The 16014-nt window shown below is 62.0% G+C and carries 15 protein-coding genes; 7 read left to right on the plus strand and 8 right to left on the minus strand.

The window, feature by feature from the left end; all coding sequences use genetic code 11:
- Positions 1-25 precede the first annotated feature (25 nt).
- The 6 genes from AMC88_RS01070 to mepA all read right to left on the minus strand — a co-directional run bounded on the left by AMC88_RS01070 (position 26) and on the right by mepA (position 6043).
- Positions 26-661 carry a 2,3-bisphosphoglycerate-dependent phosphoglycerate mutase gene (locus tag AMC88_RS01070; RefSeq protein ID WP_004673523.1) on the minus strand — a complete coding sequence of 212 codons (636 nt, stop codon included), beginning with the start codon at positions 659-661 and terminating at the stop codon, positions 26-28.
- 20 nt (positions 662-681) lie between these two features.
- Positions 682-1506 (minus strand): 4-hydroxy-tetrahydrodipicolinate reductase, encoded by an 825-nt coding sequence (gene dapB, locus AMC88_RS01075; RefSeq protein WP_010022540.1) that lies wholly within the window; start codon positions 1504-1506, stop codon positions 682-684.
- A gap of 15 nt (positions 1507-1521) precedes the next feature.
- A complete protein-coding gene (locus AMC88_RS01080) occupies positions 1522-3309 on the minus strand; it encodes an ABC transporter ATP-binding protein (protein WP_064824680.1) in 1788 nt (595 codons plus the stop codon).
- 123 nt (positions 3310-3432) lie between these two features.
- Positions 3433-4458 carry a glucokinase gene (locus AMC88_RS01085; protein WP_004673529.1) on the minus strand — a complete coding sequence of 342 codons (1026 nt, stop codon included), beginning with the start codon at positions 4456-4458 and terminating at the stop codon, positions 3433-3435.
- A gap of 17 nt (positions 4459-4475) precedes the next feature.
- Positions 4476-4856, minus strand: a complete 381-nt coding sequence (locus AMC88_RS01090; RefSeq protein WP_004673532.1) for a methylglyoxal synthase — start codon at positions 4854-4856, stop codon at positions 4476-4478.
- Positions 4857-4939: 83 nt separating this feature from the next.
- Entirely contained in the window at positions 4940-6043 is a 1104-nt protein-coding gene (gene mepA, locus AMC88_RS01095; protein WP_064824681.1) for a penicillin-insensitive murein endopeptidase, read from the minus strand.
- Positions 6044-6279: 236 nt separating this feature from the next.
- Here mepA and AMC88_RS01100 point away from each other — a divergent pair, with 236 nt between their 5' ends.
- From AMC88_RS01100 to pncB, 7 genes are all read left to right on the plus strand, one after another.
- Positions 6280-8112 (plus strand): extracellular solute-binding protein, encoded by a 1833-nt coding sequence (locus AMC88_RS01100; RefSeq protein WP_012482257.1) that lies wholly within the window; start codon positions 6280-6282, stop codon positions 8110-8112.
- Positions 8113-8262: 150 nt separating this feature from the next.
- On the plus strand, positions 8263-9351 hold the full coding sequence (locus tag AMC88_RS01105) for a microcin C ABC transporter permease YejB (protein ID WP_004673538.1): 1089 nt from the start codon (positions 8263-8265) through the stop codon (positions 9349-9351).
- A complete protein-coding gene (locus AMC88_RS01110) occupies positions 9351-10499 on the plus strand; it encodes an ABC transporter permease (RefSeq protein WP_012482258.1) in 1149 nt (382 codons plus the stop codon). The genes AMC88_RS01105 and AMC88_RS01110 overlap by 1 nt, the downstream gene beginning before the upstream one ends.
- Complete coding sequence (locus tag AMC88_RS01115; RefSeq protein ID WP_041683512.1) at positions 10496-12133, plus strand: ABC transporter ATP-binding protein; 1638 nt, start codon at positions 10496-10498, stop codon at positions 12131-12133. Before AMC88_RS01110 ends, AMC88_RS01115 begins: the two co-directional genes overlap by 4 nt.
- Positions 12134-12141: 8 nt before the next feature.
- The gene (locus tag AMC88_RS01120) at positions 12142-13101 is read left to right on the plus strand and encodes a 2-hydroxyacid dehydrogenase (RefSeq protein ID WP_064821135.1); all 960 of its coding nucleotides are present in this window, start codon (positions 12142-12144) and stop codon (positions 13099-13101) included.
- Positions 13102-13296: 195 nt separating this feature from the next.
- The gene (locus tag AMC88_RS01125; protein WP_064824682.1) at positions 13297-13653 is read left to right on the plus strand and encodes a hypothetical protein; all 357 of its coding nucleotides are present in this window, start codon (positions 13297-13299) and stop codon (positions 13651-13653) included.
- A gap of 168 nt (positions 13654-13821) precedes the next feature.
- Positions 13822-15126: a nicotinate phosphoribosyltransferase gene (pncB, locus tag AMC88_RS01130; RefSeq protein WP_004673542.1), complete on the plus strand. Its 1305-nt coding sequence runs from the start codon at positions 13822-13824 to the stop codon at positions 15124-15126.
- Here pncB and AMC88_RS01135 read toward each other — a convergent pair.
- Together AMC88_RS01135 and AMC88_RS01140 are read right to left on the minus strand one after the other, a co-directional pair.
- Positions 15123-15389: a CrpP-related protein gene (locus AMC88_RS01135; RefSeq protein WP_010023870.1), complete on the minus strand. Its 267-nt coding sequence runs from the start codon at positions 15387-15389 to the stop codon at positions 15123-15125. The two genes, pncB and AMC88_RS01135, sit on opposite strands and share 4 nt — an antisense overlap.
- 327 nt (positions 15390-15716) lie before the next feature.
- Positions 15717-15926: a KTSC domain-containing protein gene (locus AMC88_RS01140; RefSeq protein ID WP_010023871.1), complete on the minus strand. Its 210-nt coding sequence runs from the start codon at positions 15924-15926 to the stop codon at positions 15717-15719.
- Positions 15927-16014: the final 88 nt, after the last annotated feature.

Here is a 16014-nt window from a genome sequence, read left to right on the forward strand (position 1 = left end):
GTCGGTGCAGGGAAGGCCGTTAGATTCAATGCGCGCCGGACATGTCGCCGAGCACTTCCTTGGAAGCGACGGTGGAATCGGCGTTCAGCTTGTAGACCATGGGAACGCCGGTGGCGAGGTTGAGGGCGAGCACGCCCTCCTTGGTCAGCTTGTCGAGCACCATGACGAGCGAACGCAGCGAATTGCCGTGGGCGGCGACCAGCACCTTTTCGCCACGCAGCACCCGCGGCAGGATTTCGGTGAGGTAATAAGGCCAGACGCGGGCGCCGGTGTCGCGCAGGCTTTCGCCGCCGGGAGGCGGCACGTCATAGGAGCGGCGCCAGACATGGACCTGTTCCTCGCCCCATTTGGCGCGGGCATCGTCCTTGTTGAGCCCGGAGAGGTCGCCGTAGTCGCGCTCGTTCAGCGCCTGGTCGCGGATCGTCTGCAGGTCGGGCTGGCCGACCTTGTCGAGGATGAGCTTCAGCGTGTGCTGGGCGCGCACCAACGCCGAGGTATAGGCGACATCGAATTTGATCCCGTATTCGGCAAGTGCGGCGCCGCCGGCATTGGCCTCCTGGATGCCGAGCTCGGTCAGATCGGGATCCTTCCAGCCGGTGAAGAGATTCTTCAGGTTCCAGTCGCTCTGGCCGTGGCGAACGAGGACGAGGGTTCCGCTCATCAATATGTCTCCGAATGTCGTTATTGGGAAGAAAGCCCGAGCACGTCGAGCATGGAATAGAGGCCCGGCTTCTTGTCGCGCGCCCAGAGAGCCGCCTTGATGGCGCCGCGCGCGAAGATCGAGCGGTCGGCCGCACTGTGCGACAGGGTGACGATTTCACCTTCGCCGGCGAAAAGCACGGAATGCTCGCCGATGACGGAGCCGCCGCGCAGCGTCGCAAAGCCGATGGTGCCGGCTTCGCGGGCTCCGGTATGGCCGTCGCGCACTTTGACCGATTTTGAAGCGAGATCGATGCCGCGCCCCTTGGCCGCTGCCTCGCCGAGCAGAAGCGCGGTGCCGGAAGGCGCATCCACCTTGTGCTTGTGATGCATTTCGAGGATTTCGATGTCCCAGTCATCAGGGTCGAGCGCCCGTGATGCCTGTTCGGTAAGCACGCTGAGCAGATTGACCCCGAGGCTCATATTGCCCGATTTGACGATGCGGGCATGCCGGGCGGCGGCCGCGATCCTGGCATTGTCGTCTTCCGAACAGCCTGTGGTGCCGACAATGTGGACGATGCGGGCCTGGGCGGCGAGGCCCGAGAATTCCACCGTTGCGGCGGGCGAGGTGAAGTCGAGCACGCCTTCGGCATGCAGGAAGGCATTGAGCGGATCGTCGCCGATGATGACGCCGGTCGGGCCAAGCCCGGCAATCTCGCCTGCATCCTTGCCGACGAAGGGCGAACCGGTGCGCTCGACGGCGGCGTGCAGCGTCACGCCCTCCATGGAATGGATGAGCCGGATCAGTGTCTGCCCCATGCGCCCTGCCGCGCCAACCACCACCAGTTTCATCGCAGCATCGCTCATCTCGGTCTCACCAGGTCAGTTTAGATCGGAGGCCGACGGCCTCTGCAGGTTGTTGAGGCGAGCGTAAAGACCGTCGCTGACCTTCGCAAGCGTCTCGTGGTTGCCTTCCTCGACGACCCGGCCCTGCTGCATGACGACGATCTTGTCGGCGCGCACCACGGTCGAAAGCCGGTGGGCGATGACGACGACAGTGCGACCGGTCATCGCCTCGTCGAGCGCCTTCTGAACGGCAGCTTCAGATTCGGTGTCCAGCGCCGAGGTCGCCTCGTCGAGAAGCAGGATCGGCGCATTGCGCACCAGCGCACGGGCGATCGACAGCCGCTGACGCTGGCCGCCCGAAAGCGTCACGCCGTTTTCGCCGACCGGTGTCTCGTAACCCTGCGGTTGGGCGCAGATGAAATCATGCGCATAGGCAAGCCGGGCAGCTTCTTCCACCTCGGCATCGGTCGCTTCCGGCCGGCCGTAGCGGATATTGTCGCGGATCGTGCCCTCGAACAGGTAGGGCTGTTGCGAGACGTAGGCGAGTTGCTGGCGCAGCGACTTCTTGGTGATGTGAGCAATATCCTGCCCGTCGATCAGGATCTGGCCCTCGCGCGGATCGTAGAAACGCGGAATGAGGCTGATGACGGTGGATTTACCGGCACCCGAGGGGCCGACGAGCGCCGTCGTCTCTCCGCCTTCGGCGACGAAGCTGACGCCGCTCAGCACGCTCTCATTGCCATAGCCGAAGGAGACGTTGCGGAATTCGATGCGGGCTTGCGTCACCGTCAGCGGCCCTGCATCCGGCAGGTCGCGCTGGCGCGGCTCCATGTCGAGCAGTTCGTAGATCATCCGCGCATTGACGACGGCGCGCTCCATCTGCACCTGCAGGCGGGCAAGCCGGCGGGCCGGGTCATAGGCCAGCAGCAAGGCGGTGACGAAAGAGAAGAAGGCACCCGGCGGCACGTTGTAATAGATCGAGCGGTAGGCGGCATAGGCCAGCACGCTGGCAACGGCAAAGCCCGCAAAGCTCTCCGTCAGCGGCGAGGTGCGTTCTGAAAGCCGGGCAATCCGGTTTGCCCGGTTTTCGGCGCCTTTGATCAGTTTGTTGACCTTGCGTTCCAGCTCCTCTTCCATCGTGAAGGCTTTCACGATGGCAATGCCCTGGATCGTCTCCTGCATGGCGCCCAGCACGTGGCTGTTCAGATGCACGGCCTCGCGGGTTGCCGAACGCAGCCGCTTGGAGACGTAACGCAGCGCATAGAGCAGCGGCGGCGCCATGATGAACACCGCGAGGCTGAGCAGCGGGTCCTGGAGGACCATCACGCCGATCAGCGAAACGAAGGTCAGGAGGTCGCGCACCGTCGACGTGATCGTCAGGTTGAGCACGTCGCGGATGCCGCTGACGTTCTGGCTCACCTGCGCGGCGATATGGGCCGAGCGCGCCTCGCTGAAGAAGCCGACCGAAAGTGTCATCAAATGCGCGTAAAGGCGGCGCTGATATCGCGCGACGATATCGTTGCCGACCTTGGAGAGCGCCACCGCCTGTCCATAGCTCGCAAAGCCGCGCAGCACGAAGGCGACGAAGATCGAAAGACAGATGATCCAGACGACGTCGGCGCGGCGATTGGCGAAGGCCTCATCGATGATCGCCCGCATGATCCACGCCGTGAACGCTGTCGAAAGGGCCACGATGATGAGGCAGGCGATCGCGAAGACATAGCCCCAGAGATGGTCGCGGCCGTTTTCAGCGATGATGCGCTTCAGGATGCCGGTGACGGTATCGCTGCTGACGCTCTGCTTTCTGCTTTCCGCCGCTTCCAATAATGAGCTTTCCTATCTCGACCAAACGCGGCGCAGGGGCGACGCGTACTTTTGGCGGGTCTATAAAGAGTTGGGATCGGTTTGGCTAGAGCGCCGCGCGTCCGGGTGGGACGCGCGCCGGGATCAGCGCCGCCAGCGGCGGCCTTCCGTCGACACGCCGAAATTCGCCGGCATGCGCGCATAGGAGGAAAGCCCGGCAAGGGCCGCCAGCGGGTGCGTCACCACATAGGTCGGGATAGTGCGAAGCAGGGCGGTGTGCGGCGCCTTGTCCTCGAAAGCCATGCGGAATTCCGGCTTCTTCAGGGCCGGGAGGATCTTCTGCGAGATGCCGCCGGAGAGATAGACGCCGCCGCGCGCCATGAACACCATCGCCATGTCGCCCGCCACCCGGCCGAGATAGGTGGCAAACAGCGACACGGTCTCGACGGCGGCCTTGTCGCTGCCGGCAAGCGCGTGCGAGGTGATGTCGGCCGGATCCTTCATCGTCGGCTGGATGCCGTCGACGATACAGATGGCGTTATAGAGGTTGACGAGGCCGCGCCCGCAGAGGATCTGCTCGGCCGAAACGCGGCCCTCGATCGTCTCGATATGGGGGAAGAGTTGATAGTCGCGTTTGCTGCGCGGCCCGAGATCGACATGGCCGCCTTCGCCGGGGACCGGGATCCAGCTGTGCTGGGCATGAACGAGGCCGCCGACGCCGAGGCCGGTGCCGGGTCCCAGCACGACGCGCGAGGCGATCATATCGCCGGTGGCGTCGCCGATGCGTTCGCGGTTCTCATCCGAAAGCGCGGCGACGGCCAGCGCCTGCGCCTCGAAATCGTTGACGACGAGCACGTCCTCGATGCCGAGGCCCTCGATCATCGTCTTAGGCCGCACCACCCAGTCGCAATTGGTCAGCGGGATCTCGTCGTCGTTGATCGGGCCGGCGACGGCGAGAATTGCCGAGCGCGGCTGCACCGCGGTCTTGTCGAGCACGCCCTTCTGGATCGCTTCGTCGATCGTTGCGAAATCCGCCGTGCGCACGTTCGGAAACTGCTTCGGTTCGGCATAGGCATCGGTCAGGATGGAGAAACGGGCATTGGTGCCGCCGATATCGCCGATCAGGATCGGGAAGGGCAGCGGAGCGGTGCTGTGGTTCGGTTTTGGCATGGCCGGTTCCGTGCTGATCAGGCTTCGAGGGTGGGGAGGAGCTTTATAGCGGTCGCATGATTGAGCGCCATCGGAATGTCGTAGACGATCGCCAGCCGCATCAGCGCCTTCACATCGACATCATGCGGCATCGGCGTCAGCGGGTCGACGAAGAAGATCAAGGCATCCACCTCGCCGGTCGAAATCAGCGCGCCGATCTGCTGGTCGCCGCCGAGCGGCCCGCTTTTCAGCCTGGTGACGTCGAGGTCGGGCGCGGCGTCGAGCACGCGACCGCCGGTCGTGCCTGTCGCGACGATCTTCCAGCGGGAGAGAAGGTCTCTGTTGGCGCGGGCGAAAGCGGCCATATCGTCCTTCTTCTGATCATGCGCAATCAATGCTAGGCATTTGCCGCCGGCCATCGACCCCTCCGACCTGACAATTCAATCGATTTGACCGCTTCTATACCAAGAATTCGCGATTTGAAAGACAGCGCCGATGCTCCTCACTGGAGCGCCGGCTTATCGTTCGGAACCGGGCCGACATCGGGCAGTTCGCCGTCGTCATCGTCGGTGGCCGGTGCGGCCGCAAGCGCGCTTGCGGCGGAAGGTCCGTTCGCGGCAGAGGGTCCGCCCGCGGCCGAAGGTCCGCCATAGGTCGCGGCCTGCATAGAGGCGACCGAAGCGGCGTCGAGCACGGCGGCACAGGCCTTGGGCAGGTCGGAGACCATCATCTCGCGCGGTGGCTTCGGCGGCTTGGCGTCGGGTTTCGGCGGCTTCGGCGGCGCCCATGGCGCCGGCGTGAACCACCAGGCAAGCGACTTGTCGCAGCCGTCGCCGGCAGCGACGGGGGCCTGCGGCGTGCATCCCGCAACGCCTGGCGGGCATTTGAGGCGAATATGGAAATGCGAATCATGACCGTATTCCGGCCGGAGCTTGCCGAGATTGGTGCGATCGCCCGTCCAGGTGTCGCACATCTTCTTCTTGATCGCCGGGTTGACGAAAATGCGCTCCACCTGGGGATAGCTCGCGGCCAGCATCAAGAGCCGCGCATGCGATTCCGTCCAGACCCGGGGATCGATCGTCAGAAACTTGTTCTTCTGCAGCATTGAGGTGAAGGGCAGGTCCTCGCGCTCCTCGGCCGTCATGCGGCGCGCCGGCATCGGCGTCAGCCAGATATCGGCATCGAGACCGATCTGGTGTGAAGCATGACCGCTGGCCATCGGTCCGCCGCGCGGCTGGGCGATATCGCCGACAAGAATGCCCGGCCAGCCGGCGTATTTGGCGGCGTCCTGCGAAAATCGTTCCAGCAGCGCAATTGTTACCGGATTGCCCCAGCGTCGATTGCGTGAAAGCCGCATCGCCTGCCAGGTCGGTCCGTCGGTCGGCAACGCCACCGCGCCGGTCATGCAGCCCTTGGCATAAAAGCCGATCGGCTGGGCCGGGCCCTGAGTCGGCAGGCTGACGCCGCCGAACAGCGCCTTGGCACTGCCCGGGCTCGGCGTCTTCTGCTCGGCGCCGACGTCGCCGGCGGCAAGGCCTGCGCCGATTGCGCCGGCAAGCGCCAGTTTGCCGAATGTCCTGAAAGCTTGAGCGAAGCCGAATGCCATGCTGTTCCCTTGAGAAGTGATTTGTCCGCGAATCTAACGTGAAAAGTGATTTTGGTGAATCGATGATTTGCCGGGTGGGCGGCGGTGACGGATCGCAGCAGCGGCGCAACCCCTGCGAGATCTGACGTCAGCCGATGGGGTCAAAATTTCGCGAGTCCGGCAAAAACCAAACTCTGTCCTGTTTTTCGCCTGCATTTTTCGTATTGTCGAACCATCAATATCAAGGGGAAGCGTGAATGGCGGTTGTGTGGTCGAAGATCGGTCTGTTTCTGTCGCTTGCGGGCGCACTGGCGCCAATGACGGTTGCGGGGCAGGACCAATCCTTTCAGATTGGAAGCTCGGTCATCAGCGAGATGAAGTACAAACCGGGCTTTACGCATTTCGACTACGTCAATCCCGCTGCTCCGAAAGGGGGCGACCTGCGTCTTTCCGCCAGCGGCGCCTTCGACACGTTCAATCCGCTGCTTGCGAAAGGCCAGACAGCGGTCGGCCTGACGCTTGTTTACGACACGCTGATGAAGCCGGCCGATGACGAACTGCTCGTCTCATACGGCCTGCTGGCCGAGGGCCTATCTTTTCCCGCTGACGTCTCGAGCGCGACCTTTCGCCTGCGCAAGGAAGCGAAATGGGCGGACGGTCAGCCGGTAACCCCTGAAGATGTTGTCTTCAGCCTGGACAAAACCAAGGAACTCAATCCTCTCACGGCGAATTATTACGCCCACGTGGTCAAGGCCGAAAAGACCGGCGAACGTGATGTCACGTTCACCTTCGACGAGAAGAACAATCGCGAATTGCCCAATATTTTAGGTCAGCTGGTGGTCGTTCCGAAGCATTGGTGGGAAGCGCCTGGAGCCGATGGCAAGCCGCGCGACATTACCAAGACGACGCTGGAGCCCGTGATGGGTTCGGGGCCTTATAAGATTGCTGCCTTCTCCCCCGGCGCGACGATCCGTTATGAACTGCGTGACGACTATTGGGGCAAGGATCTCAATGTGAATGTCGGCCAGAACAATTTCCGCAACGTCATCTACACCTATTTCGGCGATCGGGACGTCGAGTTCGAAGCGTTTCGCGCCGGCAACAGCGATTACTGGCAGGAAACGACTGCCGCCCGCTGGGCAACCGGCTATGATTTCCCCGCGGTGAAGGAAGGAAGGGTCAAGAAGGAAGAGGTCAAAAATCCGCTGCGCTCTACCGGCATCCTGCAGGCGCTCGTGCCCAACATGCGGCGCGATCTGTTCAAGGACATCAGGGTCCGCGAGGCGCTGAATTACGGTTTCGATTTCGAAGAGTTGAACCGCACCGTTGCCTTCAACAGCTACAAGCGGATCGACAGTTATTTCTGGAACACCGACCTTGCCTCTTCCGGCCTGCCCCAGGGACGGGAGCTCGAAATACTGCAGGGGCTGAAGGACAAGGTTCCGCCGGAGATCTTCACGACCCCTTATACAAATCCGGTTGGCGGCGATCCGCAGAAAAGCCGCGACAACCTCCGCAAGGCGATTGCGCTGCTGAAGGAAGCCGGCTGGGAGATCAAGAACAACCGGATGGTCAATACGAAGACTGGCCAGCCGATGAGTTTCGAGATCCTGTTGTCGAGCCCGATGTTGGAGCGCTGGGCGGTGCCTTACGCCAATAACCTCAAGAAAATCGGCATAGATGCGCGCGTGCGCACGGTCGACGCCTCGCAGGCGGTCAATCGCGAGCGCAGCTTCGATTACGACATGATCTGGAATGTCTGGGCGGAGACGATGAATCCAGGCAATGAGCAAGCCGATTACTGGGGATCAGGTTCGGCCAACCAGCAAGGCTCTCGCAATTATGCCGGCATCGCCAACCCGGCGGTCGACGAGCTTATTCGCATGATCATCTTCGCGCCCAACCGCGATGAACAGGTTGCGGCGATCAAGGCCATGGACCGGGTCCTGCTGGCAAATCATTATGTGATCCCGCTGTTCTACCGCGATACCTATAACATCGCCTATTGGAACACCGTCACGCGGCCGGCCGAGTATCCGGCTTATGGCCTTGGCTTCCCGGATGCCTGGTGGTCAACTTCGGCAAAATGAGCGGGCTTGCAATGCAGGGGCTCTGGGCTCCAAATGGCAGATGCGAATCACGACAAGCCGGCAGAGCCGGCAAGGGAAGGCTGGCGGATTGAGTGGAATTGGACTGAACGGCGTGCAGACAGGAAAAACATTCCCGGAGGCTGAAGGCTGATGGGTGCCTATATCATTCGCCGCCTGCTTTTGATGATCCCGACCATCGTCGGCATTATGGCGATTTCCTTCATAGTGGTTCAATTCGCCCCCGGCGGTCCGGTCGAGCAGGTGATCGCCCAGCTGACCGGCCAAGCCGACAGTGCCGATCAGCGTCTGTCCGGCGGCGGTGATCTTCTCGGCGCAGGCGGAGGCGAAGAAAACTCGAAATATCGCGGCGCCCAGGGGCTCGATCCGGAGCTGATCGCCAAACTTGAAAAACAATTCGGCTTCGACAAGCCGCCGCTGACGCGTTTCGGCGAGATGATGTGGAACTATATCCGCTTCGATTTCGGTGAGAGCTTCTTCCGCAACACCTCGGTGCTCGACCTCATCAAGGAGAAGCTGCCGGTGTCGATCTCGCTCGGCATCTGGATCCTGATCTTTTCCTACGCCATCTCCATTCCGCTCGGCATCCGCAAGGCGGTGAAGGACGGATCGACCTTCGATGTCTGGACGTCGGGCGTCATCGTCGTCGGCTACGCGGTGCCAAGCTTCCTCTTCGGCATCCTGCTGATCGTGCTGTTCGCCGGCGGCTCCTTCTACGACTGGTTCCCGCTGCGCGGCCTCGTCTCCGATAATTTCGACCAGCTCGCCTGGTGGCAGAAGCCGCTCGATTATTTCTGGCACCTCACCTTGCCGCTGATCTCGCTGTCGCTCGCCGCCTTCGCGACGACGACGCTGCTCACCAAGAATTCCTTTATCGAGGAGATCAAGAAGCAATATGTCGTCACCGCCCGCGCCAAGGGCCTGAACGAGCGGCAGGTGCTTTACGGCCATGTGTTCCGCAATGCCATGCTGATCATCATCGCCGGTTTTCCCGGTGCCTTCATCTCCGCCTTCTTCACCGGCTCGCTGCTGATCGAGAACATCTTCTCGCTCGATGGTCTCGGCCGCCTCGGCTATCTCTCGGTGGTCAACCGGGATTATCCGATCGTCTTTGCCACACTTTACATTTTCTCGCTGCTCGGCCTGTTCGTCAGCCTGATCTCCGACCTGATCTACACCTGGATCGATCCGCGCATCGATTTCGAGCGGAGGGATGTCTGATGGACGCTGCCGCAAATCCTGCCGTCGCAACCCCGGTCAAGCCGCCGCGCAAGGGCCTGCTGTCGCCGACCAACATCCGCCGCTGGAAGAATTTCCGGGCGAACGGCCGTGGCTACTGGTCGCTGTGGCTGTTCCTGCTGCTCTTCGTGCTCAGCCTGTTTGCCGAATTCCTCGCCAACGACCGGCCGATCATCGCCTCGTACAAGGGCGAGATCCTGTTTCCCGTGCTGATCGATTATCCCGAAGAAAAATTCGGCGGCTTCCTGGCCGAAACCGACTACCGCTCCTCGGTGATCGCGGATGAGATCAACGCCAATGGCTGGATGATCTGGCCGCCGGTGCGTTATTCCTACCGCTCGGTCAACTCCAACATCCCGCATTCGGCGCCGACCGCCCCCTTCTGGCTGATGACCAAGGAGGAGCGCTGCTCCGGTTATCCAGAAGGGGTGAACGATCCTGCCTGCACGCTCGGCAATCTCAACTGGCTCGGCACCGACGACCAGGCCCGCGACGTATTGGCGCGCGTCATCTACGGTTTCCGCATATCGGTGCTCTTCGGCCTGGCGCTCACCATCTGCTCGGCGATCATCGGGGTGACGGCAGGTGCGGTTCAGGGTTATTTCGGCGGCTGGACCGATCTTTTGCTGCAGCGCTTCATCGAGATCTGGTCGTCGATGCCGGTGCTCTACATCCTGCTGATCATCGCCGCCATCCTGCCGCCCGGCTTCTTCGTTCTGCTCGGCATCATGCTGCTCTTTTCCTGGGTCGGCTTCGTCGGCGTCGTGCGCGCCGAATTCCTGCGCGCCCGCAATTTCGAATATGTGCGCGCCGCCCGCGCGCTTGGCGTCAACAACCGCACCATCATGTGGCGCCATTTGCTGCCGAACGCCATGGTCGCGACGCTTACCTTCCTGCCTTTCATCCTCTCCGGCTCGATCACGACGCTGACCTCGCTCGATTTCCTCGGCTTCGGCATGCCGCCGGGCTCCCCCTCGCTCGGCGAGATGATTGCCCAGGGCAAGACCAACCTGCAGGCGCCATGGCTTGGGCTGACGGCCTTCTTCGCCATGTCGATCATGCTGTCCCTGCTGATCTTCATCGGCGAGGCCGTGCGCGACGCCTTCGATCCGAGGAAGACGTTCCAATGAATGACATGACAGAACCGCTCCTTTCCGTCCGTAATCTCTCGGTTGCCTTTCATCAGGGCGGCGAGGCGTCGCTTGCCGTCGATCGGGTCTCCTTCGATATCGCCAAGGGCGAGGTGGTCGCGCTTGTCGGCGAATCCGGTTCCGGCAAGTCGGTCTCGGCCAATTCGATCCTGAAGCTTCTGCCCTATCCCACCGCAAGCCATCCCTCCGGCGAGATCCTGTTCAAGGGCAAGGATCTGCTGAAGGCCTCGGAACGGGCGTTGCGCGAGGTGCGCGGCAACGACATCACCATGATCTTCCAGGAGCCGATGACCTCGCTCAATCCGCTTCATTCGATCGAGAAGCAGATCGCCGAAATCCTCGCTTTGCACCAGGGCATCACCGGCCAGGCGGCGCGCCAGCGCGTTCTGGAATTGTTGAACCAGGTCGGCATTCGCGAGCCGGAAAAACGGCTGAAGGCCTATCCGCACGAACTGTCAGGCGGCCAGCGCCAGCGCGTCATGATCGCCATGGCGCTCGCCAACCGGCCGGAATTGCTGATCGCCGATGAGCCGACCACGGCGCTCGACGTCACCGTGCAGGCGCAGATCCTGGAGCTGCTGCGACAATTGAAGGCGGCGCACGGCATGTCGATGCTGTTCATCACCCATGATCTCGGCATCGTGCGCAAGTTCGCCGACCGCGTCTGCGTGATGACCAAGGGCAGGATCGTCGAGACAGGAACGGTCGCGGAGGTCTTCGCCAATCCGAAGCACGATTATACCCGCCACCTCCTTGCCTCCGAGCCGCGGGGCGAGCCTCCGCGTGCCGATCCGACGAAGCCGGTGGTGATGGAAGGTTCCGATATCCGTGTCTGGTTTCCGATCAAGGCGGGGCTGATGCGCCGTGTCGTCGACCACGTCAAGGCGGTCGACGGCATCGATCTCTCGCTGCGCGCCGGGCAGACGCTCGGGGTGGTCGGCGAGTCCGGCTCCGGCAAGACCACTCTCGGCCTGGCGCTCACCCGGCTGATCTCCTCGCAAGGGCGCATCGCTTTCGTCGGCAAGGACATAGCCGGCTATTCGTTCAGCGAGATGCGGCCGCTGCGCAACCAGTTGCAGATTGTCTTCCAGGACCCTTATGGCTCGCTCAGTCCGCGCATGTCGGTCGGCGATATCATTGCCGAAGGGCTGAAGGTGCATGAACGCGCCTTGAGCGCCGAGGAGCGAGACCAGCGCGTCTGCTGGGCGCTGGAGGAGGTCGGTCTCGACCCGCTGACCCGCTGGCGTTACCCGCACGAATTTTCCGGCGGCCAGCGCCAGCGCATCGCCATTGCCCGCGCCATGGTGCTCAAACCGCGCTTCGTCATGCTCGACGAGCCGACCTCGGCGCTCGATATGAGCGTCCAGGCCCAGGTCGTCGATCTCCTGCGTGACCTGCAGAAGAAGCACGATCTCGCCTATCTCTTCATCAGCCATGATCTGAAGGTGGTGAAGGCGCTTGCCAACGACGTCATCGTCATGCGTTTCGGCAAGGTGGTGGAGCAGGGGCCGTCAGCGGAAATCTTCCGTGCTCCGAAAGACGATTACACCAAGGCGCTGATGGCCGCCGCCTTCAACATCGAGGCGGTGCCGACGCCCGCCGTGCAGCAGTAAAGAACATCATGTCCACACCTCCTCCTGTTCTCGTCGACATCAAGTTCAATCCCGAAGGTGTCGCCCGCGTGCTGAAAACGGCCTTTGCCGACCGCGGCAGCATCAATCTCGCCGATCCGGCCGATCGCCTGCGGGATCTCAGAGCGGCCGAATACGCGCTTCTCTGGAAACCGGATGCCGATCTCTTCCAGCGCGCGCCGAACCTCAAGGTGATCTTTTCCGGCGGCGCCGGGGTCGATCATATCATCGGCATGGACGGCCTGCCTGAGATCCCGATCGTTCGTTTCGTCGATCGCAGCCTGACCACCCGCATGAGCGAATGGGTGGTGATGCAATGCCTGATGCATCTGCGCGGGCAATACGCCCATGATATCAGCCAGCGGCGGGGCGAATGGGCGAAGTTGATCGCGCCCGAAGCCGCGGAAGTGACGGTCGGCGTCATGGGTCTCGGCGTGCTCGGGCAGGACGCGGTCGCCAAGCTGAAAGTGATGGGGTTCAACGTCATCGGCTGGTCGCGGACCCGTAAAGAAATCGATGGCATCGAGACTTTTGACGCGCGCCAATTGGATGCGTTCCTCGCCAGGACCGACATTCTCGTCGGCCTCTTGCCGCTGACGCCCGACACCACGGGGTTCTATGATAGCGGGCTATTTAAAAAGCTCCGCCGCGATGGCGCGCTCGGGCGGCCGGTCTTCATCAATGCCGGCCGCGGCCGCAGCCAGGTCGAGGCCGACATTGTCTCGGCCATCCGGGACGGCATCCTCGGCGGCGCTTCGCTTGACGTTTTCGAGGTGGAGCCCTTGGCGTCGGATAACCCGCTGTGGGCGTTGAAGAACGTTTTCATCACCCCGCATGACGCGGCGGTCTCCGAAGAGAACGCCCTGTTCCGCCATGTCGAGACGCAGATCGCCCGTTTCGAGCGCGGTGAGCCGCTGCAATTCGTCGTCGACCGCGCCGCCGGCTATTGAGCGTCGGGAACCTTCGAGACGACTGACCGTTTTCTCTGCGAACGTTTCTTGCGGCCGGATCGGCCGCTAGAACAGGATGATCTTAGGCCCGGTCGGCCTAAAATCTGAATCCTGTTCTAAAGAGTTAGAGCATGATGTCGTCCGAAAGCCACTCACACTTTTCGGCATCATCCTCGAAGGCAGCGGAAGGAGACGATGATGGCGCATCAGACGGAAACACGCTGGGAAAAATCCGACGGCAAGCTTCACAAGGAAGAGCAGATCCCGCCGGTTAAGGCAAAGCAGGGGCGCATGGGGTACCGCATCCTGACGGTGCTGCTCGTCGCGCTGATCCTCGCTTTCGTCGTGTGGATCCCGGTCGAGATCTGGGGTAATCGCGAGGCGAACGAGGTTGCGCCACAGCAGCCCGGCCAGCAGCTCCAGAAATCGGAAACAGCACCTGCCCCGGCGGAGCAAAATAGCAATGCAGTGCCGACCGAGACGCCGGCAATGGCGCCGTCCCCGAATGTTGCGCCTGCGGCACCGGGCCAGCCTGCGGCGCCGGCCCAATAGAGCAATTCCAGATGGCCTACCCATCCCGCCGCCCGGCCGCGGCGGGATGCTCATGTTTTATCTGGACTTTGTCCGCTGATTTTTCGATAAGAAGACGCACGAGCCGGTTTCGTGCGCCGGCCCGGATACTTGGCAGCACCTGACCGGATTGGACAGGGGCAGGAATTCATGGCCAAGACCGATATTGCACGACGCGTCTACAATCACGCTTGGAAGCTCGACCCGATCATCCGCAGCCTGATCGATACCGACTTCTACAAGCTGCTGATGCTGCAGATGATCTGGAAGCTCTATCCAGACGTCAATGCCTCCTTCACGCTGATCAATCGGACCAAACGCGTCCACCTCGCCGAGGAGATCGACGAAGGCGAATTGCGTGAACAGCTGGATCACGCCCGTACGCTGCGGCTCTCCAAGAAGGAGATGATCTGGCTTGCGGGTAACAGCTTCTACGGCCGCGCCCAGATTTTCGAGCCGGAATTCCTCGCCTGGCTTTCCAACTTCCAGCTTCCCGAATACGAGCTCTCGAAGAAGGACGGCCAATATGTGCTGGATTTTCACGGGGCCTGGAAGGAAACCACGATGTGGGAGATCCCGGCGCTGGCAATCGTCAACGAGCTGCGGTCGCGCTCGGCGATGAAGGCGCTCGGCCCTTTCACCCTCGATGTGCTCTATGCCCGCGCCAAGGCCAAGATGTGGTCGAAGGTCGAGCGGCTGAGGGAGCTGCCGGGCTTGCGCATTTCCGATTTCGGCACCCGCCGCCGTCACAGTTTTCTCTGGCAGCGCTGGTGCGTCGAGGCGCTGAAGGAAGGCATCGGCCCGGCCTTTACCGGCACCAGCAACGTATTGCTGGCAATGGATTCCGATCTCGAGGCGGTCGGCACCAATGCCCATGAGCTGCCGATGGTGGCCGCCGCCCTGGCGCAAACCGACGAGCAGCTGCGCAATGCGCCCTACAAGATCCTGCGCGACTGGAACAAGCTCTATGGCGGCAATCTTCTGATCGTCCTGCCGGATGCCTTTGGCACCGCGGCTTTCCTGCGCGACGCACCGGAATGGGTGGCCGACTGGACCGGCTTCCGTCCGGACAGCGCGCCGCCGATCGAAGGCGGGGAGAAGATCATCGACTGGTGGAAGAAGATGGGCCGCGATCCGCGCCAGAAGCTGCTGATCTTCTCCGACGGCCTCGATGTCGACGCCATCATCGACACCTATCGGCATTTCGAAGGCCGCGTGCGCATGAGCTTCGGCTGGGGCACGAACCTGACCAATGATTTTGCCGGCTGCGCCCCGACCGAAATCTCGGGCCTCAATCCAATTTCGGTCGTCTGCAAGGTCAGCGACGCCAACGGCCGTCCGGCGGTGAAGCTCTCGGACAATCCGCAGAAGGCGACCGGCGAACCGGCAGAAGTCGAACGCTACCTGAAATTCTTCGGCACCGAGGACAGGGTCGATCAGACCGTCCTGGTTTAGGCGCGCTGCGCCGCACGGCCATCCCCGGGTACGGCGCGGCCGTTCCGGGGCATCGCGTGACCGTCCCGGGGCATATCGATGTGCCCTGTCATCGCGTCCTCGATTGACCAGCCGAAGCGCCAGGCGTCGAACATCGAAAACCATTCCTGCAGATCGGTGATCGGCAGCACATCCGGCTTCGACATCGGATTGTCGGCCAGACTGCGGCCGAGCGCACGATCGCGTGCACCGCGTTCCTGCATCTCAAGCAGATCCTCGAACATCGTCACCCCCTCATTTGATGGGCTTATGCAATCATGCTAATGAAGCCGTGTCGAGTCCGGATGCGCTGATTCCGGTTTTACACAGGATTAGCCCTAATTCGCTATCTCGACGCACTGAGCGTGACGGGGAGGCTCGGCTTCCTGGCTGGGGTCCGCCTCCGAGCCTCCCGGCTGGCCGAATCGCAAAACGGCAGCATCGATAAGTAGTCGCCTTCCGGTCGGGCCGATCCAACCAAGATGATAGGGACGGTAAACGGCCGGTTAATATCCACCGGATCTGTGTCGATTCCACGCGATCCGGCAGGTCGGCTGCGGATGCCTCGACGGTTAGGCAGCCAGTCTGCGAAACTGGGTTCTGATCCGGTCGAGGTAATAATGGCCGGGAGACGGTGCCGCTGTCATCGCATGGGCTTCCGACGCGGGAACCCCTTCGAACAGCCGCTCCTCACCATTCTTGAAGCAAATCCTGAGCCGCCCGTCTTCCTGGCTGAAATAGACGGATTTGATGATCTTCGACTTCACCGAAAGTTCTTCCACCTGTTTTACCTCTGGTTTTTAATTTTCCCGAGCATACCGCGTCACGTGCAAAGACCCGGTGAAGCAGCGTGGTAAAAATTCTGGAATG

Origin of the sequence: Rhizobium phaseoli, from assembly GCF_001664385.1 — a bacterium.
Taxonomy (GTDB): domain Bacteria; phylum Pseudomonadota; class Alphaproteobacteria; order Rhizobiales; family Rhizobiaceae; genus Rhizobium; species Rhizobium phaseoli.